Raw genomic sequence first — 23,339 nt, forward strand, 5'->3', positions numbered from 1 at the left:
ATGTCAGAAAAGAGTCAAACCTACCTTGAAGAGCAGCTTGAAGCGGTTGTCGAAACAGATCATCAATCCCTTACCATTCTTTTTCAAAGAGAAAAAATTAAAGCTGATGCTGCTGCGGAATTGGAATTGCTCCAGGCAATGGAATCAGCTATAAAAAGGGATATCCATTTAACAGAGGATGAACTGCGCCTCGTCCTGCAAATTCCCTCAAATTACTTAACCTTTTCCAAATTAAAAAAGAAAGACCAGAGAAGCAGATGGATTTTTTCTTCGCAGCTTCTAAAACTTGTGAAAAGTCATCCGTATTCCAGGCTGCATCTCGTTATTTGTCCTGAAAACATTGTGGCGGATGAAAGCCTGTCACCGCATTTGCTTCATTATGGTGTGAGTGAAAGCCTTCCGCCTTATGAAACCAATCAGGAAAAACTCTGGATGGAATTGAAAGCGACCATCGCAGCTGCTGTAGATGGAAATCGCTCCTTCCGGGATTACCTCAAACTTCATGAAACCATTGAACTGTCGCCTGCAGCGGCAAGTGTCATCAAGGCCAAGGATGAAAATGAATTGTCAGACATCATCCGGACTAACATAGAAATGCTTGAAAAGAAAGATAAGGAATATGCTAAGGTTCCGCAGAAAAAGTGGAAAGCAACCAGGTATTCGGCGTGGGGTCTGCTGATTGCTTTAGTGCCTTTCGTTGCTTTCAGCCTATATTCCCTTATCTTTACTCAGCCAAAACAGGCAGCTTTTATTAACAGTCAGGAGCATTTTCTGAAAAGCCAGTATAGCGATGTCGTTTCCGAGTTATCCAATTATGATATTGATCAGATGCCAAGAGTCGTACAGTACGAACTGGCACAGTCTTACATAATAAATGAAGCATTGACAGAAGACCAAAAAGAGAATGTCCAAAATACGATCACCCTGCAGACGGATCCCCTATACTATCATTACTGGATTCATATTGGGAGGGGAGATGCCAAGGAGGCTCTCGATATCTCCCGGGATCTTGAGGATCGGGACTTAATTCTGTTCGCATTGCTTAAATACCGTGAAGTTGTCAAAGCAGATGATAGTTTTGAATCCGATGAAAAACAGCAGAAAATCGACGAAATTCAAGCAGAGATTGATGAGTATATAGAGGAACAGAAAGCTCAGGAGGAAGAGGAGCAGCGTCTTCAGGAAGAGCAAAGCAGCAGCGGAGATAATGAACAGACAGTAAAACAGGAGTCAGAACAAAAAGCTGCTGAAGAGCAAAAGCCTGCAGATGCAAAGGCAGCTGAAACCTCTGCTGAAAAATCTGCCGAGAAGAAGGAAGAGGCAGAAAAGACAAAACCTAATTAAGATAGACAGGAGGTGGGGAGATGGAACAGTTATGGTTGTTTTACAGCGATTACTGCCAGAAGCTGTCTATGCCAATTGAAAAAAGCGGCAGGATCACTATTGGCCCTGACCTGGAACAGCTGGTGACAATAAGGGAGTTTCCTTTTACAAAAGGAATTGTGTCAATAGAAAAGCACGACAGCTTCTATGAAGTTAAGCAAAATGAGTTGGTTCTCGGAAAGCTGAACGATGGAGAACCCTTTCAGATAAATGATGAAGGGAAAACCCTGACGATAATAGGAACCTCTGAAGCTATTAAAAGTCAGACCTACTATTCCGGCTATAAAAGGGAAATAGAGATATCCTCTGATAACCCGGAAGCATCCATTTATAAAAAGCACGGCATTTTAATGGATGCGAGTCATTCTTTTGACCTGATAAAAACAAATAAGGGCTGGATGGCAGAGCCGGGTTCAGGACAGCTTTATATAAACGGAAAAAGAGTTGAAGAGAGGACCTTCCTTGAAATGGGAGATGTGCTGTTCTTCCCATTCATGTCTATTCGAATAATAGAAGAGGATCTTTTCCAGATTGATAGCTTTGAAAGCTATGAATCAAAGCTCCCGATTACCATCAGGCCGCAATCAGAGATGGCAAAGAAATATCCGCTCTACCGGAGAACGCCAAGGATGATTTATGAGATGCCGGATGAGAAGGTCTCCCTGTCCTTTCCATCGCAGGAGCCGGATGATTCAGGCAGGGGATTATGGCTGATTATCATGCCGCCGCTGATTATGCTGGTTGTAATGGGCATCGTGGCTTTAATTCAGCCAAGAGGGATTTTTATTATCATTTCCATGGTCATGTTCATGACCACTTTAGTGACATCAACAGTCCAGTACTTTAAGGATAAAAGCAATCAAAAAAAGCGGAAAGAACGCAGGCATCGGGTCTATACTGCCTATTTGGAAGAGAAGCGAAAAGAGCTGCAGGCATTATCTGATCAGCAGAAGCATGTTCTGGAATTCCATTTTCCGTCTTTTGAGAAAATGAAATATTTTACGGGCCATATATCCGACCGGATTTGGGAGCGGCCTCTGCAGAGCTTTGACTTCCTTCAATTCAGACTGGGTACCGGAAATGTGCCTGCGAGCTATGAAGTTAAGGTGAGCTCAGGGGATATGGCAAACCGTGAAATCGATGATCTGCTTGAACAGTCACAGCAAATGGAGAAAGTGTATAAGGAAGTTAGAAATGTGCCTGTGGTGGCTGATCTGGCAAAGGGGCCAATCGGGCTGATCGGAAAAGAGCAGGTTGTTAAAAATGAGATACACCAGATCATTGGGCAGCTGGCCTTTTTTCACAGCTATCATGATGTGCGGTTCGTATTTATTTTTAATGAAAAAGAATATAAAAAATGGGAATGGCTCAAATGGCTTCCGCATTTCCAGATGCCGCATGCACATGCAAAAGGGCTGATTTATAACGAACAAACGAGGGATCAGCTGCTATCTTCCCTTTATGAAATCCTGCGTGAAAGGGATTTGGATGAAAATAAAGAGAAGCAGGTGTATTCACCTCATCTTGTGTTCATCATAACCAATCAGCAGCTGATTGCAGATCATGTGATTCTGGAATATTTGGAGGGAGACCACTCCAATATGGGAATCTCCGTGATCTTTGCAGCAGACTCAAAGGAAAGTCTTCATGATAATATTCAAACCCTTGTCAGATATGTCAATCAGGAAGAAGGGGACATTCTGATTCAGGACAAAAAAGCCGTGAGCGTCCCATTTAAGCTTGATGCTCATCAGAAGAAGGGAAATGAGGAATTTTCCCGTCTTTTAAGAACGCTTGATCATCAGGTTGGAATGACCAATTCCATTCCAAATAGCGTTTCCTTCCTGGAAATGATGAAAGTAAAAGAAGTAGGGAAACTTCCGATTAAAGAGAACTGGCTTGCGAAAGAGTCTTCCAAATCTCTGGCAGTTCCAATCGGTTTAAAAGGAAAAGAAGACCTGTCGCTTTTGAATCTTCATGAAAAGGCGCATGGCCCGCACGGTTTGCTGGCTGGGACAACGGGATCGGGTAAGAGTGAGTTTCTGCAGACGTATATTCTTTCGCTTGCTGTTCACTTCCATCCCCACGAGGTCGCTTTCCTGCTGATTGACTACAAAGGCGGAGGCATGGCCCAGCCGTTTAAGAACATGCCGCATCTTTTGGGTACGATTACGAATATTGAAGGCAGCAAAAACTTCAGTTCAAGAGCGCTTGCCTCTATAAAAAGCGAATTGAAAAGGCGGCAAAGGCTTTTTGATCAATATCAGGTAAATCATATCAACGATTACACTGACCTTTATAAAAACAATATGGCAAAGGAGCCTCTGCCTCATCTGTTTTTAATTTCCGATGAGTTTGCGGAACTTAAGAGTGAAGAGCCGGAATTCATCAGAGAGCTTGTCAGTGCTGCGCGAATCGGCCGAAGCCTGGGAGTTCACTTAATTCTGGCCACCCAAAAGCCAGGCGGTGTCATTGACGAACAGATCTGGAGTAATGCCCGTTTCCGTGTGGCTTTAAAAGTTCAGGACACAGATGACAGCCGGGAGATCATTAAAAACGGCGATGCCGCTGCTATTACCATAACAGGCCGCGGCTATCTGCAGGTCGGCAATAATGAAGTCTATGAACTGTTCCAATCTGCATGGAGCGGGGCCCCTTATTTGGAGGACTCTTCTGAGACAGAGGATGAGATTGCCATTGTAACCGACCTTGGGCTTGTGCCATTATCGGATGTGAATTCACGCCAAGGGAAGAAAAAAGGCGGAAAAACAGAAATTGAAGCAGTTGTGGAAGAAATTGAAGCAGCACAGTCCTCGATGGGCATTAAGAAACTTAGAAGTCCATGGCTTCCTCCTCTTGAAGGGCGCTTAAGCAGAAAACTTTATCGCGCTGAGGAGAATAATGAAATTCATTTAGGAATGGTGGATGAGCCTGAGAAGCAGAGCCAGTATCCATTAAGTTATCAAATCATAGAGGATGGAAATGTAGGGGTGTTCGGCTCATCCGGTTATGGAAAATCCCATACGATTATGACACTGCTGCTCAGCATTGCCGAAAAGCGGTCTCCTGAAGAAGCACATTATTATATTTTCGATTTTGGCAATGGTTCACTCCTTCCGTTAAGGCAGCTGCCGCATACGGCCGATTTCTTCCTGATGGATGAAGAACGAAAAATTGAAAAATTCATGAATCTGATCAAGGATGAAATTGCCCGCAGGAAGCTATTATTCCAGCAGCAGGAAGTCAGCGGAATTAAGATGTACAATTCGATGAGCAACGAAAAATTGCCACTCGTCTATATTACATTTGATAACTTCGATTTAGTAAAAGAGGAAATGCAGGAGCTTGAAACGCAAATTAATCAGATTGCCAGGGATGGACAGTCACTCGGCATCTATATGATTTTCGCTGCGACCCGGATCAATTCAATCCGGCAGTCGCTCATGAATAACCTCAAAACAAAAGTCGTCCATTATCTGATGGACAGCAGCGAGGCCTACTCCGTTCTTGGAAGAGTTCCGTTCGCACCTGAGCCTATACCGGGAAGAGCCATTATTAAAATGGAAGAGGCTTATTTTTCACAGGTATTCCTGCCGGCAGAGGGCAAGGATGATTTCGAGATCATGGAATCGATCCGGGCCGACATTCAGGAACTGAAGGAGAAATACAGGGACTGCAGTCAGCCTGAAGAGGTGCCGATGCTTCCGGCGGAGCTTAATACGATTAACTTTACCCGTTACACTGCGGGAGAGACCCAGCCAGGACTTGTACCAATTGGCCTTGATGAAGAATCCGTCAAACCTGTGTATGCAAACTTCAATAAAACGAAGCATTGCATTATCCTTGGGCAGGCCCAAAAAGGAAAGACAAATGTCCTTAAGCTCATGATCAATCAAATGCTGGCTCAGGGTGCTGAATCCATCGGTATTTTCGATTCCTTTGACAGAGGATTATCATCCTATGCCAGTGAGGAAAAGTCAGTCTATATCGAGACAAAGGAACAGATCAGCGATTGGGCAGCAAAGGCGGAAGAACAGTTATCCCTTAGGGAAAAAGAATATCTTAATGCAATCCAGCATGGAAATACAGATATAGAGTTTTCGCCGATTGTGCTGGCTGTGGATGGATACTCCCGTTTTGCACAGACATTGGATAACAGCCTGCAGGAAAGAATGGCAAGGCTGATGAAAAATGGAAGCCATCTTGGCTTTAGTGTCATCGTTACAGGCAGCAATAATGAACTGACGAAAGGATACGATTCCTTAACGGCAGAAATCAAACAGATCCGCCAGGCAGTCGTTCTGATGAAAAAATCAGAGCAGACGCTCTTTACCCTTCCATACGACCGGAAAGAGGCGGAGATTCAGCCGGGATATGGTTATTACGTTATAAACGGAAAGGAATTAAAAATTCAAATTCCTTTATGTGCCACTGAAAGGAAGGTCTTAGCATGACAGCCAAAACAAAATATATCGTGAAAATGGTTTTGGTGATGCTTCTGATTATCGCCGCGCCAGCCATCTTTTTTGGCTCCATTGGCGATAATCCTCTGCTGGTCAGGGAGAATGCCACAAGAACCATAGCTGTTGTAAATGAAGATACAGGCGCTGACAAGGAAGAAAAGTCACTTGATTTTGGAGAGGAAATTACATCGATCCTCGAAGACGGCTCACAATATGAGTGGACTGTCATCGGCAGAAGTGCTGCAGAAAATGGCTTGAGAAATACCAAGTATGATGCAGTTGTTTATATTCCTTCCAATTTTTCAAAGAATATCATGTCCTATGAAAGCCAGCAGCCTGAAAAAGCAAATTTTGAATATACCGTTCAGAACCAGCTGAACTCACTGAACCGGGAAAAGGTTCTGCGCGAGATCCAGACAGCCACCAACCGTGTGAATGGAAAGATTTCAACCTTGTACTGGACCTATGTATCACAGGACCTTGAAAATGTGAAATCCCAGTTTGATACCATTTTGCAAAAAGAAATAGACTTCCAGAATGCCATGCTCGCTTTCTATAAGCCCAGCTCAAAGAACTTGGCAGCGGAAATCGAACAGCAGCGCAATATGCTGGAGAGCATTCAGTCGACAGTGAAGACTACTGCGGAGAGCACTGCTGATGGTGAAAATAACCTCAGCCAATTTGAAGAAAACCTTGGCTCATTTGTGCAGTTTGTAGATCAGTACAAAGAATACCAGGATAATCAGCAAGGTATCCTTCAAAAAATGCAGGATGAAAATGTAGTCGATATTCAAGCTGTTGCGGGACAGAAGATGCCAGCTCATATGGATGCTCTTAGTGGTGACTTGACTGAGGGAAAACAGGACTTGGATAGTGGAATTGCGAGTGTGGAGAAGCAGCTGGAAGAGAATAGTGAAACTTTTGGTGATTTATCGGCTATCCGGAACGATCAGGTAAGCCGGCAAATGAATTCCTTAAAAACATATTTTCAAGAACAAGAAGCAGCTTCCTTCAATAAAGCAGCTGAAACTATCGGTTTGTTAAAAGGAGAGCTATCAAACGGACAACAACCGGGGAGTCCAGGTGCAGGGACAGGAGCGGCATCTAACAAGAATAACGGTGGAGCCAAACCAAATTCCATTACAGCAGCCAGCTTAGAGGCTCCATCTTTACCTGGTATGGAAGAGGAAAGAAATGAGATTTTAAGTGTTGAAGAAGAGATTGCGAGTTTGAAATCATCTTTAGAGACTATAGAAGGTACCAAGCCGGAACAAGTTGTTTCTGCTTTGACTGTCTTACCAGTTTTATCACAACGCTTAATAGCAGTTGAGCAAAAACTGGCAGCGAAGGATTCAGGAGAAAACCCGCTGCAAAAAGTAGTTGAGGAACTTCAAGCCGCAAATGCCAAATTAATTGAAGACCTTACCAGCCTGGATGCAGCTTACAAAAGTTTAGAGGAAGAAAAGAATAACCTCTTAGATCAACTTGGGGCTTCAATGAGTTTCTCTTCTATGATTAACCTTATAGAGGAGAAAGAACAGCGAATCATAGAGCTTGGGTTTAACTTAGCTGCTTTTAATGATGAAATTTCTAATACTAAACCTGTAAAAATGATGGAGTATTATGCCTCACTCATTCAATATGAAGATTTAATAAAAAATTCATACAGTCAAAACCCTGAAAAAGTGGAAGAGCTTGTACAGAAATTAAACACTATTGTAGCTGTAAATGAGGAAGAACAAAAAGCTAAGGATGACCTAAACACAGCGTTGTTATCATCTCAGAATCAGCTAACAGAATTCGAAAACCAGTTTACGGCATTCTTCACAGAATACAATAAGAATATTGAAGAACAGCAAGCAGCCATCGAGACAGATTTGTCCGCTCTGCAGGAAAATGCAAATTCGGTTAGGGAGCAAATTCAAACATCATCAACGAATACTCCAGTTCCTGTGGATAGCATTGACGGAACTTCTGTTATGGTCAAACAAGAGGGAATCAGCCAAAGAATGCTGATGATTAATGATCTTGTTGGATCCATCGGAGAAAATCAAAGCAATATCGTATCCTATACAAGCGAGCTGGAGCAAAAGGTGCAAAGTGTCCAGCAGGATGCGGATACACTGAATTCAAAGTGGGGCTCGAACGTAGAGACAACTCAGATGTTCCGGGATGATATTTACAATCTTCTTGGAAACACCTATGTGAATGGCCAAAAGAATGGTCCGGTATACGAGCAATTATCCAGCCCGCTTCAAATCAGCGGAGAAACAGCTGCCAAGAAAGAGGAAAGCAAGCTGCCGCCGGTTGTCGTATTGGCTATTGTTCTGCTCAGCAGCTTAATGATTGGATACTTCAGCCATTATTTCAAAAATGCGCCGATGCTTGTCCATGCTTCCATGTTTGTGCTGCTGAATCTTATTGTTGGTCTCATAATCAGCATATTTGGCCTTAATATTTACTCAATGGAACAGGATCGGGCGATTGAGTGGACGATTTTCACCATATTGCTGCTAACGGCAGCCTCAGCCATTGTGCTGGCAGGGTTCAAGATCGGCAATCTGGCAGGATGGATACTGAGCGTTGGGCTCATCGCCTTCTTCATCAGTCCGTTCCTAGCTCTTACAGCACCGAATATTAACTATGAAGATCCAATGTCCAAGGTATATATGTCCATTCAGTATGACTCACAAACCCTGTTTATTCCAGCTATCCTCATACTGCTTGGCATTATTGCCTTCCTTGCCATCATTCCATTTGCAGTCCGGTCTATAAAGGACCTGCGCACAAAGAGGGATGAGGACCAGGCATATGAAGCTTAATAGATTCCTTAAAGTAATAGTTCTGCTCCCGGCACTTTGGCTGCTGGCTGGCCAATCCGCCGGGGCGACCCCTGACTTTAATAACGTAACGCCGAATACCTATGAAAAAAAGGAATTCAAAGAGAATACCGATTACTTGCATGAAAAATCGCTTTATGAAAATAAGAAAGAGATCCCCGAAGAACAAAAGGATCTTACTTTTACAAAAAAGAACCTGAATCCTTTGAAGGAAGTGAAGGAGAAGCTTTTCGACGGCGGTGAAACCACTACTAATACCATCACCGCAAAAGCAGACCAGCTTCAGCTATTTTCCGATTCGAAACAGGAAAGCTTTTTCAAAGCGGAGGATCAGGTACCCGCAGAACAAGATAATAAATTAATGATTCTTTATATTATTCTGCTTGTCATTTCCATAGGTGTGATTATGGGATTCCTCATTCCGAGGATGGCGAAGCAGCCTGATAATTGAAAAATTTAGAAGTTGCATGTTCGTTTACTTGAGCATGCAACTATATAAAACTGTTAATTTCAACTTCTATCAACCGTAATGCAATTAATATCTTCCGATTCATACTCCAACTTAGAAGCCTTCCAAATTTTAAATTTAACGCGGGGTGACCACTGTGGATGATAATTCCATTTTAATAAGCCAGCTGTATAGAGATATTTCCTTTTTGAATAGTGAAATTAGTAAGAACAATGAGATACTTGCACGATTGAGAAGGGCACAGCAGGAAATCTCATCAGGCCAGGAAGAATTTATGCTTAATAAGCGTTATATTCATCAGCCCAATTTAAATCAGTCGGTTTGGGCTGGAACACATGCGAATGATTTTGATGATATACGTGGAGAAATTGAAGATACCTATATGAGGATTGGAAACATTGAAATTGAAGGAATGTTAAACAATATTGAAATGAAGATAACCCATTACGAAGGATTAAATAAGTCTCTTTCAAGCACAATTTCTTCTAAACGTTATCGTATCTCACAATTAAGCGATTAATACGGCATGACTATTGAGGTGAAAAAATGACCGAAATTAAATTAATTCAAAGTGAAGTGGAAAATGCCCTTAGTGAACTCAAAAGCAAGGCAGAAGGGGTTGATGTCATTAATCCTTCCATTACATTCCCAGAAAGCAGTTTGGATCTGCTGTCTGAAATCACTAAAATTGAGCAAAAGTATTATACGACCCTTAAACAATATCAAAATTTGCTGATTAAAACAGAACAAGATATGAGAACCCTAATAGATCAGCTTGCTCAAAAAGATAAAGAGCTATCTCAAAAAATGAAATAGTGGAGTGATACAGATGAAGGTGATTAAAGTTTCCGAAATCATTCCTGAATTGGATGAATCCATAAAAAAGAAAGAAGCTGAAAAGGACCAGTTGCAGGATGTGCGAGCTTCAATCAATAACTTGATCAATTTGGATGATGCATTAAAAGGAAAAGGAGCAGAAGCAATCAAGGAACATCTTACTGTTCTGCATATTCCGGCAGTCTTGTTGTTGAATCAATTTATAAGTGAATATGTTAATAGGCTAAAGCAAGTGAAAAATTTAATAAATGAGTATGAAATTAAAAGTGGGCTAGTCAGACAGGACTTCGTAGAGCATGAGGCGAAGTCCGGAATTGAGAACATCGAACAAATATCAGAGGACACTATTAATGATATTAATCAGGAATTCTTGAAGGTTAGTGATATTGTTGGAGGTTCAACCATTTCCTTAGCGCATTTAAGTCAGAATTTTGATAAAGCAAGGCGCCATATTAAGAAAACCACAGATGGTTTAGAGGATTTGGATGAGAATAGTTTAAAAGTCTTAAAAGAGTCAACAGAAGATCTTGCGGGGATTTCTGACTTTATCAATAAAATTGAATCCTGGGCAGCGAATGGTGCAGCATTAAGTGAAAGTACAATTAGAGAGATTGAAAAGTATTTTGCAGAGAATGATACGATTGGCAAGCTCATCGATTCTGCCATGGAGCTGGCTATAAAAGAAGGCGATTCCACCTTAATGGGGAATGTGGCAGACTGGCTTGACAAAATAGGTAAACTTAATGGGGGAATGGAAGCTGTAAAAGGTACCTTAGCTGCAACCATTCTATTAAGCAAAAGATTAGTACTGGTGAAAGATGGATCGGGAAATTTCAAGGTTAGAGCCCATCCTGATTGGCTAAAAAAGAATGGGGTTTATGGTTCGAAGCTGGCTGATTCAATCCATAAGATATTAAAAAAAGGAAGTGCAAGCAGCTATAATGGTATTAAGAATTACTTTTCTAAATATCAGAACTCACCTAGCAGACTATTAAGAAGCCTTGTTGGCCTTAATCCTGGTTCAAATGTGAAGAGCTACCTTAAATTATTGGAGCATCAGCATCCTTATTTGAAATTTGATGCAGCACAGGCTGAATTATATAAAAGAGCTTCGATTGATGTTAGGGCTACACTGGGGCAGCTGACAGATAAACGCGCTTTGACGGCTATTGCAAAGAAAATTCCTTATGCAGGAATTCTGTTTTCTGTAGGAACAAATGCGGGGGAATTTGTCAGTGATAAAAATAAATATAAATCCAACTGGGAAAAAACAGGGAGAGCGGCTGCCGGAATAGGAATGGATATTGGGGTTGCGGGGCTTACTACTGGCGGAGCTGCTATAGGGACCATGATTTGTCCTGGGCCTGGGACACTCATTGGAGGAGCTATAGGGGCAACAATCGGGATAGTAGGATCGATCAAATTTGAAGACAGTATTAAAGATATCGGAGAGAAAGCTGGGAAATGGGCCGAGGAAAAATCCAAAGATCTTAAAGAGGCAGCTGACAATGTTGGTGAGGCAATATCGGATGCCGGAAGTTTTGTGGCAGGTTTGTTTAAATAATACCAATATGGGGAGAGGTTAAACAATGGAAGCGACGGGGATATCTTTAACTACTAACGAGTTGGCATCTGTGCTTGCATTATGCGGTTATGAAAGCATGGCAAGTCAAATCCTTAACAGCTTAGATTTTAATGGAGGAACAGGAGAGCTTGACCGTTTTATAGAGGATACCGGGCTCTCTCTAAAATCTAAAGGGCTATTGGACGAAAGCAGAAGTTCAACCCTTGCCGCAGGTCTGGAAGATCTTTTGAATGTACTTGTTCAGTCAAAGAGGAAAGCCAGATGCATAAAAAAAGACAGGGTTCTATTTATTCATTTTATAAAAGGTGACACCAGGACCCTTCTGCAGGAAATAAGAAATAATACTCATTTTTTCTCGATTTATTCAATGGAAAAGGGATTCGAGCCCATTTTATTGAACCATTATGAGTTAGCGGGAAAATCAGAACAAGCTGTAAACAATTTGCCGGCATTGCAACTTTCAGAGGCTATTTATGATCAGCTCCATCAAATGGAGCCCGATGTTTTAGAAACCATGATTAACGATGAAAAAATAGAGGGCCTTCTAAAGCAGTTCTTATCTGATTTCAAGAATAATGAACAGGAATTTGCTAATGTATCGCTGATGGAGATGGATTATGCTAAAGATTATATGGAGATGAAACAAGTCATCTTTCTGCTGCCCAGCGTGAATTTTGTTTGGCATCTTGACTATGATAGGATTCAAGAAAAAGAGGTTTTTGTAGTTCCATCCAGTGCAGAAGAGTACAGCAAAAGATTAAGCGATGCCATAGCTCTGTTCTTTGAGGAATTATAATCTACTATGAAAGGTAAAATTATGATGAAAATTATTGGCTTAGCATTGGCCATGGGAGTATGGACAATTATTGCGTTATTTCTGAAAGGAATTGATATTCCAATTCCAAGCTCTTATATTGCTTTGATCATTACGACTAATGCGATTTTTGCTTTCTTCTCCATATTTGTTCAGCGCCTGGTCGTCACTCTGTATGAGGTAAATGTATTTGAAGAAGCTAAGAGCATACCGGGATTTTTCTTTAAGTATATTGCCATCATTACTTCTGGTGTAAATTATTATGTTCAGAATGTGTTAAATCGTCTCCCTTTTATTGTGAATAAGTTAGCGAGTGTACTTTTTTTTGTTTTTCTTATAGTGGCAGGATTCAGTATGATGAGTATTTTTAATTAATGCCACTTAATATTCTACTAAGCTAGTTGGAGGAAGAACGGATATGGAACAAGATCAGAAGATAAGTGTTTCTGCACAAGACCTTATAGCAGTTCTTGCTCACTCAGGATCAGTAAAAAGAGCGAGAGAATTTGCCAAGGAAAATAATTTTTCAAAAAAAGAGATCGGCCAGATCAGTGAAACGCAGCCAGATTCAAACATATCGAATGCACTAAAAGATATGGTAAGCACAGTTTTAGATGCCAGCAAAATGATCAGAATCGAAAATGGAACTCAGTGTCTGCTGATTTATCCTGCTCACAGGACAGGAGGAATCCTGGAATATATACATAATGGCCGCTATGAGTTAATAAAGTATAATTCTCACCAGGGGTTAAATGAGCTTATTTGTGATTTTTACGGTCTTGACTTTAGACTTCAAGAGGATCCGATGAAGATTAACATAGAGTTATCCAATAGTTTATACGATCAAATCCATAACATAGACTCTGCCGAATTGAATAAAATGATCGACGACGAAAAATTCGATGTGAAAATCCGGCAGTTTCTGCTTGATTTTAATAGAAATAATCAGCAGGTTTGCAAACTTGTTTTCAAAAAAAGAAAAAACGAAAAGAATTACATGCAAGAAGATTTTGCGATGTTTTTTGTTCCAGGTGAAGGTTATATTTGGCATATAAAATATGAGGAAGCTGATAATAACCAAATCTTTTTAATGAGCAACAGTGTCAGCCATTATTTTGATGTATTACAGAAAGTTTTGGATGATTTCTTACAAGATGGAAGCTCTCATACGAAGAAAACTTCCAGCAAACCAAACCAAGAAGGAGAGAAATTTTCTTTTAAAAGAGGATTTTCATTCTTTTGGAAAAGCAATCTGGTGCTGTTAATAACCATTTTATTCTTCTATATCAATAAGTCCAGCTGGAGTGAAGAGGGCGGCCCTGTTGTTCTGCTATTTGCTCTTTTATGGGAAGCTATGATTATCATATTATCTATTTTTGCGTGCTTAAAAGAGAGGGAGGAGTCCTTTCCTGTAAAAGGGGCTAGGTCGGCTTCATAAGGAGGTCCATGCCAGCGTATCTTATGAATAACGAGAAGAAGATATAAAACATAGATAAAGACAATCTGCTTTTTAACAGAAAGAGTCTCTTAATCTAAGGAGAGTGGGATTCTAATTGTCACTTGTTCAGAAGAAAAGTGATGCAATCATCGTAAAGGGTTCAAACATCATGTATGTTTTGGTGTCTCTTGCTACTGCAGGTTTTTTAATAGCCTGTATCTTTCTAATTGTTCACGGATTGAAGTTTGACTCTAAATATTCTTTATTTTATCTTGGCGGTGGAATACTTTTCACTCCTTTTTATCTCTATATCACCCTTTGGAATTTACCAGGTCTAATCCCGGGTAAAACCTTGCTGTCCATTATCCCCGGAGAAAATGGTGTGATTAAATCAAAAAAAGGCACAATTCCAATTAAGGATATTCGAAACATTGATCTTGTAAGGAATCCATTAAATTTAATTAATGATATTGTTATTGAAACCTTCAATGATAAAAAGTTTAAAATTCGCACGTATAACCTGATTGGTGATTTTCGCTATCAGATAATAGTTGACCAATATATATATCCTCATATGACTGAAAATGCAAAAAAAGTTTGGGATCGAAAAATAAACCTGGAGAATCTTCGGCAGCAGGCTAATTATGAGAGGCAAGAACCAAAGGCTGAATAACGTTTATGTGTGAACCTCTCTTTCTCTGCCGGGTCCAAGGGGTGAGTATAGTTTGTCAATGATTCAGAACAAAGGTGACACGGTAATCATAAAAGGTTCTAAGTTCATGTATGTATGGGTGTTTTTAGCTACAGTAGGATTTTTACTTGCATGTATCTTCTTGATTATACATGGACTGAAATTTAATTCTAAATACTCTTTCCTCTATCTTGGCGGAGGAATCGTATTAACTCCCTTCTATCTTTATTTAACTATTTGGAGCATGCCTGGATTAATGCCAGGAAAGGTTTTGCTGAAAATAGTCCCGGGGGATAAAGGTACAGTTATTGCCCCGAAAAGCCCTGTTCTAATAAAGAACATCCGAAATATTGATTTGATAAGAAATCCATTAAACCTTATTAACGACATTGTTATTGAAACCTTAGATGATCAAAAAATAAAGATTCGCACCTATAATCTCTTGGATGATGGTGATTTTCAGGTGATTGCAGATCAATACATTTTTCCTTATATGAATGACAATGCCAGGAAAGTATGGGATCGGAAAATCGACCTCGATAAGTTAAGAGAAAAAGATAACTATGTCAGGCAGGACCATAGGATTGAATAAAATTAATAGAAATACTTTATATCTATCGATATTGTATTTTTTTAAACAGTACTACAGAGAAGCTCTTTAAAGGTCTAACCCTATAAAGAGCTTTTGTTTTGAGTTTCGTAATTTCTGAAACCGAAAGGCATTGCGCACGTAATAAAATCAAGAAAGATTAAAAAGGAGGACCCCATGCCAAAGAAAAGCCCCATCGCCATATTAATCGTATTATTAACCAGCTTCCTCTTCCTCTCAGCCTGCAGCAGCTCTGAAAGCAATTCAGAAGCCAAAGCGGAGAAAAAGGAAGAAGATAAATATGAAAAACTGGTTAAGGAGAAAAACAAGGAACTCGAGCTCGAACCCCTTGAGCTGACTTCTTACAGTGAGGAAGTCGGGGCAGCTCTGAAGAATCCGGAGTATAAGGAGTTTGCTGCAAATGGCAAGATGGCTGTGCAGGGAGAGGTTGAGAAGTACTCTGATCTCAAATCAGATTATGTCTGGATCAAGGTTCGTTCCGCAGAGGAGGGACCGGCAGGGAATGATCTGGAATACTACGCACCCATCAAAGAAGGGAAGTTCAAACAGAATATCCGTTTATTTAATGGGGAAGGCGAGTATAAGGTAACTGTTCAGCTTCCAAGCACGGATAGTGAGAATTATTATTATGATCTTGCCTCGTTCACTGTGCACAATGTGAATCAGGATACAGAGCGCGATGTAACGTTTACTCCGTTTGGCCAGGAGGCAGATATGGAGCTGGATATTGAATCGAGCTATATAAAAGGCAATGAAGTATTCAATTTAAAAGGGGAAGCAGGAAGTCTGACAGACGGCGATACAATCATGTTGAAGCTGAATAAGGAATCGGAAATGTGGAAGCATGTCATTTCGCTTAAAGATGGCAAGTTCTCTTATGATGTGCCGTTATTCTATGGAAAAGGTCTGCACAAGCTTGAGGTGCTCGTTCCTGACAAGGAGAGGGAAAATTACTATCAGACAGCCACAACCATTTTAATAGACAACGAGTCTGATAGGACGATGAGCCCAATTGAATTTTCTAAAACATATGAGGAGCGGGGAGTGGCGCTTGAATACCCGCAGTATGGCGGTGAGAAGTCTGATGGTGTCTTTTCTGTAAAAGGAAAAATTGATCCGCAGGCAGAATTCGGTCCTGAAACAGATCATATTTACATTACCACTAAAAAAGGTGAAGACGAAGCACTGGATGTTATCCCTGTAAAAGATTTCACGTTTGATGATTCTTTTTATTTAAGGTTTGGTCCTGGCACATATGAAGTCACACTAAGTGTGCCGGAAATTAAGGAAGAGAACAGTGATTATTTCCGCTTTTATGGGTTTGCCAAATTTGAGGTGGAGTCCACCGGTGAAGATAAGCGGGACCTGCTTCCATCAAGAGGCGTTCAGTCCGATGCGCCGCAGATTACTGAACTGGCGCAAGAGCTGACAGAGGGCATTAGCAGTGAAAGGGAAAAGGCGAAGGCCATCTATGACTATGTCGCTAAAACCGTTTCATATGATGTAAATAAGCTCGAAACAGATGACTTCAGCTGGGATGATAGTGCGCTCAAGACACTTGATTCCCAAACGGGCGTCTGCCAGGATTATTCGTATCTGGCCATTGCGCTGCTTCGGGCCAGCAACATGGAATCCCGCTTTATTGAAGGAACTGCTTTCGGCGGATTCTGGCCGCAGAAGCATGCATGGGTGGAAGTGAAAGTGGATGGAAGCTGGCTCACGATGGATCCTACATGGGGAGCGGGTTACATTAAGGATGATAAATTCGTGGCAGCTTTCAATGAAAAATACTTTGATCCGAATCAAGCAGAGTTTGAAAAAACTCATAACCGTACAGGTGTATCATACTAAACTGCTAATAAGTCATGGGGCATTGTCCTGTGGCTTTTTTTATTTGCCAGGGGAATGGAAATTAATTCGAAATACCCTTTAACAAATATTCTGAAAATTATAAAGTGAAATTGACTGGACTTCCGTCCGGATCTCCGTTAAGGAGGGAATAGCTTGATAAAAAAAATGGCAGGAGTGATCTTTTGTATGATGCTGATTTTCCCTGGTATGGTGAAGGCTGGCGGCTTTGGCGGTGATGACAGCGGGACTCCGGGTTATTGGTATGCCGGAGAAACACCTGAAGCTATTGACCCTTCCAAATCACCTCTTGTATTTGTGCACGGCTATAATAATTCGTCAGCTGTCTGGCATGAAGGAAATGATATGTATGAAGTGGCTTTGGCAAATGGATATGAAACAGCCTTCATTGATCTTCATCATGACCGGGATATGTGGACGAATGGTGCCATTCTGGCTGAAAAGCTCCAGGAAATGTACCATCATTTCGGCGGAAAAAAGCTGGTGGTCATTGGCTATAGCAAAGGCGGTGTGGATATTCAGACAGCCCTTGTGCATTACAATGCCCACCCCTATGTATCAAACGTCATCTCTCTATCCTCTCCTCATCATGGCACCCAGCTTGCAGATCTTGCACACAGCAGCGCAGCCTGGTGGCTTGCTGCTCTTCTCGGAAACAATAATGAGGCAACCGAATCCCTGCAGACAGGCAATATGCAATACTTTCGAAGCCTTACAGATTCCCATCAGAATGCTGGAAAAAATCGTTATTATACACTTGGCGGCACCAAATGGGGTTCATTTGGCAGTGCTTCCTACTGGGGAGGTTTATATCTGAGCACGTACGGAAAAAACGATGGTGTTGTGACAGCAGTTAATTCCCGGCTGCCTGGAGCTTCCATTGTTCAGGAAGGAGGCTGGAATCATACAACCATTCGGGAAGGATCCTATACATTCCAGGTGTTCAAACCCTATACCACTATTACTCAGCCTGCTGCAGTTCTCTCAGCTTCAGGCTCAGAAGCCGCTGCCGGCAAGCCGCGCATTCATTCCATTGTAAAAGGCGGGAAAGCTGTCAGTGCAATAAGTGAGCAGTTTTCGGTGGAGGATAATGTAAACTCCATAACCGTTTCTTTTTTAAGCGAAAAGAATTTGTCTGCTTTAAAATTAATCAGTCCGGATGGAAAAGAATATAAAACGGGAAAATCGTATAAAGAAGAATCCGATTTCTTCAAAGGAGCTTGGGTTCACCAGTTTGAAATCGAGCATCCTGAAGCAGGAAGCTGGCTGTTAAAGGCTCCGGCAAATGCATCGTATCTATACACCGTTACACTAAACAGCCCGTTAAACGATGAAATTCAGGGCAAGTCTGCGAAAAGTCATAAAGCCTTTAAAACAAAATGGATCCGCTTCGGGTTTGATTCTTCAGGGAAAAAGCTGCAGCAAAAAGCGAAAGGAGAAAAGCCTGGCCTCATGACCGATAGGGATTTTTCACAGGAAGGTGTATACAATGTGACAACGGAAATAAAAGGCCTTACCGAAAATGGAAAGCCATATGAAAGAACACTTATCGAATCTTTTTATATAGATCAGAATGGAAAACGACATAACTAACTGGTCTCCGGCTGCTGACAAGCAGCCTTTGTTTATGTTCTAAAGCCATTTAGAAGATAGCGTCATTCTAAGAAAAACACAGGAGTTTCCAGCGCGACAGCGAATATATAATAGGTTAGAATTAAATTTAGGAAATTGTAAATTAGTGGAATTAGAGATATAGATAAAGGGGAGAGATTTCACATGGATCGAAATCAGATGCACCCTGCAATTGAGAGGGTATTAGGAAATATTGAAAAAGTCATGATCGGCAAACGGGATGTCGCAGAGTTAAGCCTAGTGGCGCTTTTAGCAGAAGGACATGTTCTGCTCGAAGATGTTCCGGGTGTCGGGAAAACGATGATGGTTCGTGCGCTGGCTAAGTCAGTTGGAGCTGCATTTAAACGCATCCAATTCACACCTGATTTGCTGCCTTCGGATGTGACAGGTGTATCCATCTATAATCCGAAGGAAATGGAGTTTCAGTTCAGGCCTGGTCCCATTATGGGCAATATTATTTTAGCAGACGAAATCAACCGAACCTCTCCCAAGACCCAATCCGCTCTTCTTGAAGGGATGGAAGAAAGCAGTGTGACCATCGACGGAGTGACGCATCGACTAGAAAGACCCTTCTTCGTTATGGCAACGCAAAATCCCATCGAGTATGAGGGAACCTATCCCCTTCCGGAAGCGCAGCTGGACAGATTCCTTTTAAAAATGAAAATGGGCTATCCGGATATCGCGGATGAGATGGAGGTCTTGAACCGGGCGCAGCGCATTCCGCCGATAGAAGATCTGGAAACGGTAATGGATCTTGCTGAATTGCGCTCACTGCAGACAGAAATTAAAGAAGTGCATGTAGATCAAACGATTAAACGCTATATTGTTGAGATTGCCAATGGAACCCGTAACCACAGCAGTGTGTATTTAGGGGCCAGTCCGCGCGGTTCGATTGCTTTAATGAAAGCAGCCCAGGCTTATGCATTCATGTATGGACGCGATTATGTTCTTCCGGATGACATTCAGTATTTGGCGCCAGCTGTTTTTGTGCACAGAATTATCTTAAGGTCCGAGTCGAAATTTGAGGGCATTACCGCTGAAGAAGTGGTGGGACGCGTCATTGCCAGGGTGTCTGTCCCTGTACAAAGGCTAGTGAAGTAAAATGAAACAGCTGTTAAATACACTGAAAGGTGTCTGGAAGCTGATTGTGCTATTTCTGCTTGTTTTGTTCACCTTTTCGTATGCCATGTTCCAGGGCGGCTTTGTCAGCTGGTTTTTGTTTTACAGCTTTGTGCCGTTTGCTTTATATGCACTGGGTCTGTCGTTTTATTCATTAAACAGCGTTAAAGTGGAGCGGATCCTGCCGAAAACAGAATACAATGCGGGTGAGCAGGCTGTGATTACTTTGAAGATAAGCAGGGAATCAGCTTTTCCTTTATTATACCTCGTCATTGAGGATGAAATGAGTGAACAGCTCCTGCATGCCAGGAAGTCAAACGAGGCAAAGAGATTCTTATTTCCGGGGTTCCAGAAGGAAATGTCCATTCAATACAAGATTAACAGTCTGCCCAGGGGAGAGCATTTTTTTGCCTCTGTCCGTTTTAAAACAGGTGATCTGCTTGGTTTAGTAGAGAAAGAAAGGCAAGCTCCCGCTGAGAACAGGATGATTGTCTACCCGGCGTATGAGGAAATCATCTATAAGCCCATGGCCCATCATTACGACCAGGGAATGACTGCTTCAAAAGAGCGGGTGCAAAGGGATACTTCCATGGCAATCGGCATCAGGGATTATCAGCCGGGAGACAGATTTTCCTGGATTAACTGGAAAGCTACCGCAAAGCGAAATGATATTATGACCAAGGAATTTGAACAAAGGCAATCCCATGATGTCTATATCATGATGGACTGTTCAGCGGATAGCCGATTTGAGGCCATCGTTTCGTTTACTGCCTCCATTGTAAGGGCGATTCTCCGTAAAGGAGCACAGGTCGGGTTTTTGACCTCTGCAGCTGCCCGGACAGCTTTTCCGATCAGAGGCGGAGAAGCACACCAGCTTCAGCTGTTTCACCATTTGGCAAAAATAAAAGATGATTCGGCAGCATCAGTGGACCGGGTTCTTGAAGCAGAGCATTTTCTTCTGCAGCAGAACAGTCAGCTGATGATTGTTACAGCCCAATTAACAAAAGCACTTATAGAGAAAGCCGGATTTTTTAAGTCCAAAAATGGGGCCATGACTATATTTTTAATCAAAAATGAGCATGAATCTCCTTCCGGTGATGAACTGCTGCTTAAAGCCTCTGCGAATGCCAGGGGAATACGTGTCATATTAGTTCACAACGGACATTTTGCAGATGTGTTTTCGGGGGTGGGCATGTAATGGGATATCAGCGGGTTCAAAAGGATTTTGCCACCTTTCTTCTTTATGTTCTTGGCTTTTTCTTATTATGGGAATGGCTGCGCCCGGTTGAAGAGCTGACAGATACGTCGAATATTATCGTTTTCCTTGTGTTCCTTGTATTGTCACTCCTGCTGGCTTTCTTTGGTGTAAGTCCAGTAATGAGCAGTATTATTAAGGTGCTTTATATTTTATATGAGCTGCATTATTTATATTTTGAAGGCTCCTTTTTTCAGTTTTCATGGATAGAAGCATTTGCATCGGATATATGGCACAACTTTGGTTTGCTTGCTGAGAGAGACTGGCCCGCCATAACCAATCTTTTCAGAAGCCTGCTGTTTTTCATACTGCTGTGGCTGATGACCTATTTGATTCAGTACTGGCTGATTAATCGCAGGCAGATTTTCATTTTCTTTTTCATGACACTCATTTATATAACAGTTCTGGACACCTTTACGCCTTACACGGCAGACGCAGCGATTGTCAGGACAGTTATTGCGGGCTTTGCGGTTATGGGCATCTTAACGTTTAACCATCTTCTGGAGCAGGAAGGGCTGAAGAAAGAAGCCTCTCTATCGCGAAAATGGATGATTCCGCTGACTGCCCTGATCGCGCTAAGCACCGGATTGGGATTTGCTGCTCCTAAGGCAGAACCGATTTGGCCTGATCCTGTTCCGTTTATTAAATCCTATGGGCAAAACAGCGGGGGTGATGGACCGGGCATTCAGAAAATCGGCTATGGTGAAGACGATTCCCGCCTTGGCGGCCCTTTTATAGGAGATAACGCTGTTGTTTTCAGGGCGGAAGTGGAGTCCCGCCATTACTGGAAGGTGGAAACGAAAGATACGTATACAGGCAAGGGATGGGTAACCTCCCAGCCTGAAGGGGAATATCTTCCGTTCGGATTGGGAGAGGAAATCCCGGTTACATCGTTCATCGACAACGATGCAATTGAAACCACTGAAGAAGTAAGCTCCGTTTATACATTTATGAATTACCCTCATGTGGTGTATCCATTAGGGTTAAAAAGTATTAAAGCTTCGCCTTTCATTACCTATGAGCTGGAAACGGCCACAGAAAAGATCCGGACATTGGATAGTGGAAGGCCATTTGCATTGGAAGATTACAAATTGGGTTTTGCGGTGCCTGAATACAGTGTAACTGCCATGAAGGCATCGGGAGCACAAGCGGAATCACTTCCTGAGGAATTTTTGTCCCGATATACACAGCTGCCTGAAGAATTACCAAAAAGAGTCAGGGAGCTGGCGCAGGAAATCACTCAGGATAAGCCGGATTGGTTTGAAAAAGCGAGGGAGCTGGAGAGGTATTTCCGAAGGGCAGAATATACCTACAGCCAGACAGACGTAGCTGTTCCGGTTGAGAATGAGGATTATGTGGACCAATTTTTATTTGATACCAAGCAGGGGTATTGCGACAATTTCTCTTCTTCCATGGTGGTTATGGCGAGGTCAATCGGATTGCCGGCAAGATGGGTGAAGGGCTATACAGAAGGAGAATTAAAGCAATCGCTCGGGTCTGGTCTCCGTTTATTTGAAATAACCAATAATAATGCCCATTCATGGGTAGAAATTTATTTTCCTGAAATGGGCTGGGTTCCATTTGAACCAACTCAGGGTTTCAATAATAACGTTCAGTTCAACTTTGACGCTGCAGGCCAAAATACGAGCCAGCCGGAGGCAGAAGAGCCAAAAGAGACTGAGACTCCTGTCAAGCCGGACAAGCCTGAAGTAACATCATCGAAAGAATCGGCGTTTACTTTAGAAAAGCTTTGGGGCAATATAGAGTCTTTCTTTAAAGAACATTGGAAAGTCATCGGAGCAGCCGCAGCGGCAGCTGCTTTGCTTGTTATCGTGATTTTTCAAAAACGGGGTAAATGGCTTCCTCATTATTTCATCTGGAGATTTAAAAGAACAAGAAATGATGAGCACTTCTCCAAGGCTTACCTGATTCTTTTAAAAGAATTAGACCGATACGGGTTAAAACGGAAAAGCGGACAAACCTTAAGGGATTATGCCAAGTATGTTGACAGCTTTTTCTCAACAAGGGAAATGAGCAGGCTGACAGCACACTACGAAGAGCTTGTCTACAGGGGGGTCCTGAAAGAAGGAAGCTGGAATGATACGAAGGAATTGTGGGAAAATTTAATTAAAAGGACAATAGCTTGACCGGGATTTGTGGCTGTTGTTACAATAGGCAAATAAGACAGCGGCATATTGTTCGGGTTTTGCCGTTTTACACAATTAAATCATGCACCTTCATATATCCTCGATAATATGGTTCGAAAGTCTCTACCAGATCGCCGTAAATGATCTGACTATGAAGGCAGAAGAAGTTTTTTGCTATACGTGAAAA

General features: G+C 41.9%; 17 protein-coding genes and 1 riboswitch. All 17 genes read left to right on the forward strand.

Annotation, left to right across the window (positions count from 1 at the left end; translation table 11 throughout):
- The 17 genes from essB to NAF01_RS01735 all read left to right on the forward strand — a co-directional run bounded on the left by essB (position 1) and on the right by NAF01_RS01735 (position 23,152).
- Positions 1–1,344, forward strand: a complete 1,344-nt coding sequence (essB, locus tag NAF01_RS01655; RefSeq protein ID WP_250801596.1) for a type VII secretion protein EssB — start codon at positions 1–3, stop codon at positions 1,342–1,344.
- A gap of 20 nt (positions 1,345–1,364) precedes the next feature.
- Positions 1,365–5,837: a type VII secretion protein EssC gene (gene essC / locus NAF01_RS01660; RefSeq protein WP_226620336.1), complete on the forward strand. Its 4,473-nt coding sequence runs from the start codon at positions 1,365–1,367 to the stop codon at positions 5,835–5,837.
- Positions 5,834–8,668, forward strand: a complete 2,835-nt coding sequence (gene esaA / locus NAF01_RS01665; RefSeq protein ID WP_250801597.1) for a type VII secretion protein EsaA — start codon at positions 5,834–5,836, stop codon at positions 8,666–8,668. The genes essC and esaA overlap by 4 nt, the downstream gene beginning before the upstream one ends.
- Positions 8,658–9,137 carry a type VII secretion protein EssA gene (gene essA / locus NAF01_RS01670; protein WP_250801598.1) on the forward strand — a complete coding sequence of 160 codons (480 nt, stop codon included), beginning with the start codon at positions 8,658–8,660 and terminating at the stop codon, positions 9,135–9,137. Before esaA ends, essA begins: the two co-directional genes overlap by 11 nt.
- 154 nt (positions 9,138–9,291) lie before the next feature.
- Positions 9,292–9,675: a YwqH-like family protein gene (locus NAF01_RS01675; protein WP_197245267.1), complete on the forward strand. Its 384-nt coding sequence runs from the start codon at positions 9,292–9,294 to the stop codon at positions 9,673–9,675.
- Positions 9,676–9,701: 26 nt separating this feature from the next.
- Complete coding sequence (locus tag NAF01_RS01680; RefSeq protein ID WP_197245268.1) at positions 9,702–9,971, forward strand: DUF5344 family protein; 270 nt, start codon at positions 9,702–9,704, stop codon at positions 9,969–9,971.
- 13 nt (positions 9,972–9,984) lie between these two features.
- Positions 9,985–11,556, forward strand: coding sequence for an LXG domain-containing protein (locus NAF01_RS01685; RefSeq protein ID WP_250801599.1), 1,572 nt, complete (start codon positions 9,985–9,987; stop codon positions 11,554–11,556).
- A 25-nt stretch (positions 11,557–11,581) separates the two neighbouring features.
- Positions 11,582–12,373, forward strand: coding sequence for a hypothetical protein (locus NAF01_RS01690; RefSeq protein ID WP_250801600.1), 792 nt, complete (start codon positions 11,582–11,584; stop codon positions 12,371–12,373).
- A 6-nt stretch (positions 12,374–12,379) separates the two neighbouring features.
- Complete coding sequence (locus tag NAF01_RS01695) at positions 12,380–12,766, forward strand: hypothetical protein (RefSeq protein ID WP_250801601.1); 387 nt, start codon at positions 12,380–12,382, stop codon at positions 12,764–12,766.
- 43 nt (positions 12,767–12,809) lie between these two features.
- Positions 12,810–13,829, forward strand: a complete 1,020-nt coding sequence (locus NAF01_RS01700) for a hypothetical protein (protein ID WP_197245272.1) — start codon at positions 12,810–12,812, stop codon at positions 13,827–13,829.
- A 115-nt stretch (positions 13,830–13,944) separates the two neighbouring features.
- Positions 13,945–14,502, forward strand: a complete 558-nt coding sequence (locus NAF01_RS01705; RefSeq protein WP_250801602.1) for a DUF5381 family protein — start codon at positions 13,945–13,947, stop codon at positions 14,500–14,502.
- A gap of 58 nt (positions 14,503–14,560) precedes the next feature.
- On the forward strand, positions 14,561–15,112 hold the full coding sequence (locus tag NAF01_RS01710) for a DUF5381 family protein (protein WP_250802409.1): 552 nt from the start codon (positions 14,561–14,563) through the stop codon (positions 15,110–15,112).
- Between the two features lie 174 nt (positions 15,113–15,286).
- Positions 15,287–16,981, forward strand: a complete 1,695-nt coding sequence (locus NAF01_RS01715; RefSeq protein ID WP_250801603.1) for a transglutaminase domain-containing protein — start codon at positions 15,287–15,289, stop codon at positions 16,979–16,981.
- A gap of 153 nt (positions 16,982–17,134) precedes the next feature.
- Positions 17,135–18,592, forward strand: coding sequence for an esterase/lipase family protein (locus NAF01_RS01720; protein WP_250801604.1), 1,458 nt, complete (start codon positions 17,135–17,137; stop codon positions 18,590–18,592).
- Positions 18,593–18,775: 183 nt separating this feature from the next.
- Positions 18,776–19,732, forward strand: a complete 957-nt coding sequence (locus NAF01_RS01725; protein ID WP_197245280.1) for an AAA family ATPase — start codon at positions 18,776–18,778, stop codon at positions 19,730–19,732.
- A gap of 1 nt (position 19,733) precedes the next feature.
- Positions 19,734–20,948 carry a DUF58 domain-containing protein gene (locus NAF01_RS01730; protein WP_197245281.1) on the forward strand — a complete coding sequence of 405 codons (1,215 nt, stop codon included), beginning with the start codon at positions 19,734–19,736 and terminating at the stop codon, positions 20,946–20,948.
- Positions 20,948–23,152 (forward strand): transglutaminase TgpA family protein, encoded by a 2,205-nt coding sequence (locus tag NAF01_RS01735; protein WP_250801605.1) that lies wholly within the window; start codon positions 20,948–20,950, stop codon positions 23,150–23,152. Before NAF01_RS01730 ends, NAF01_RS01735 begins: the two co-directional genes overlap by 1 nt.
- 70 nt (positions 23,153–23,222) lie before the next feature.
- Positions 23,223–23,324, forward strand: a riboswitch (purine riboswitch).
- Positions 23,325–23,339: the final 15 nt, after the last annotated feature.

The sequence above is a fragment of the Cytobacillus firmus genome, assembly GCF_023657595.1.
GTDB classification, from domain to species: Bacteria; Bacillota; Bacilli; order Bacillales; family Cytobacillaceae; genus Cytobacillus; species Cytobacillus firmus_B.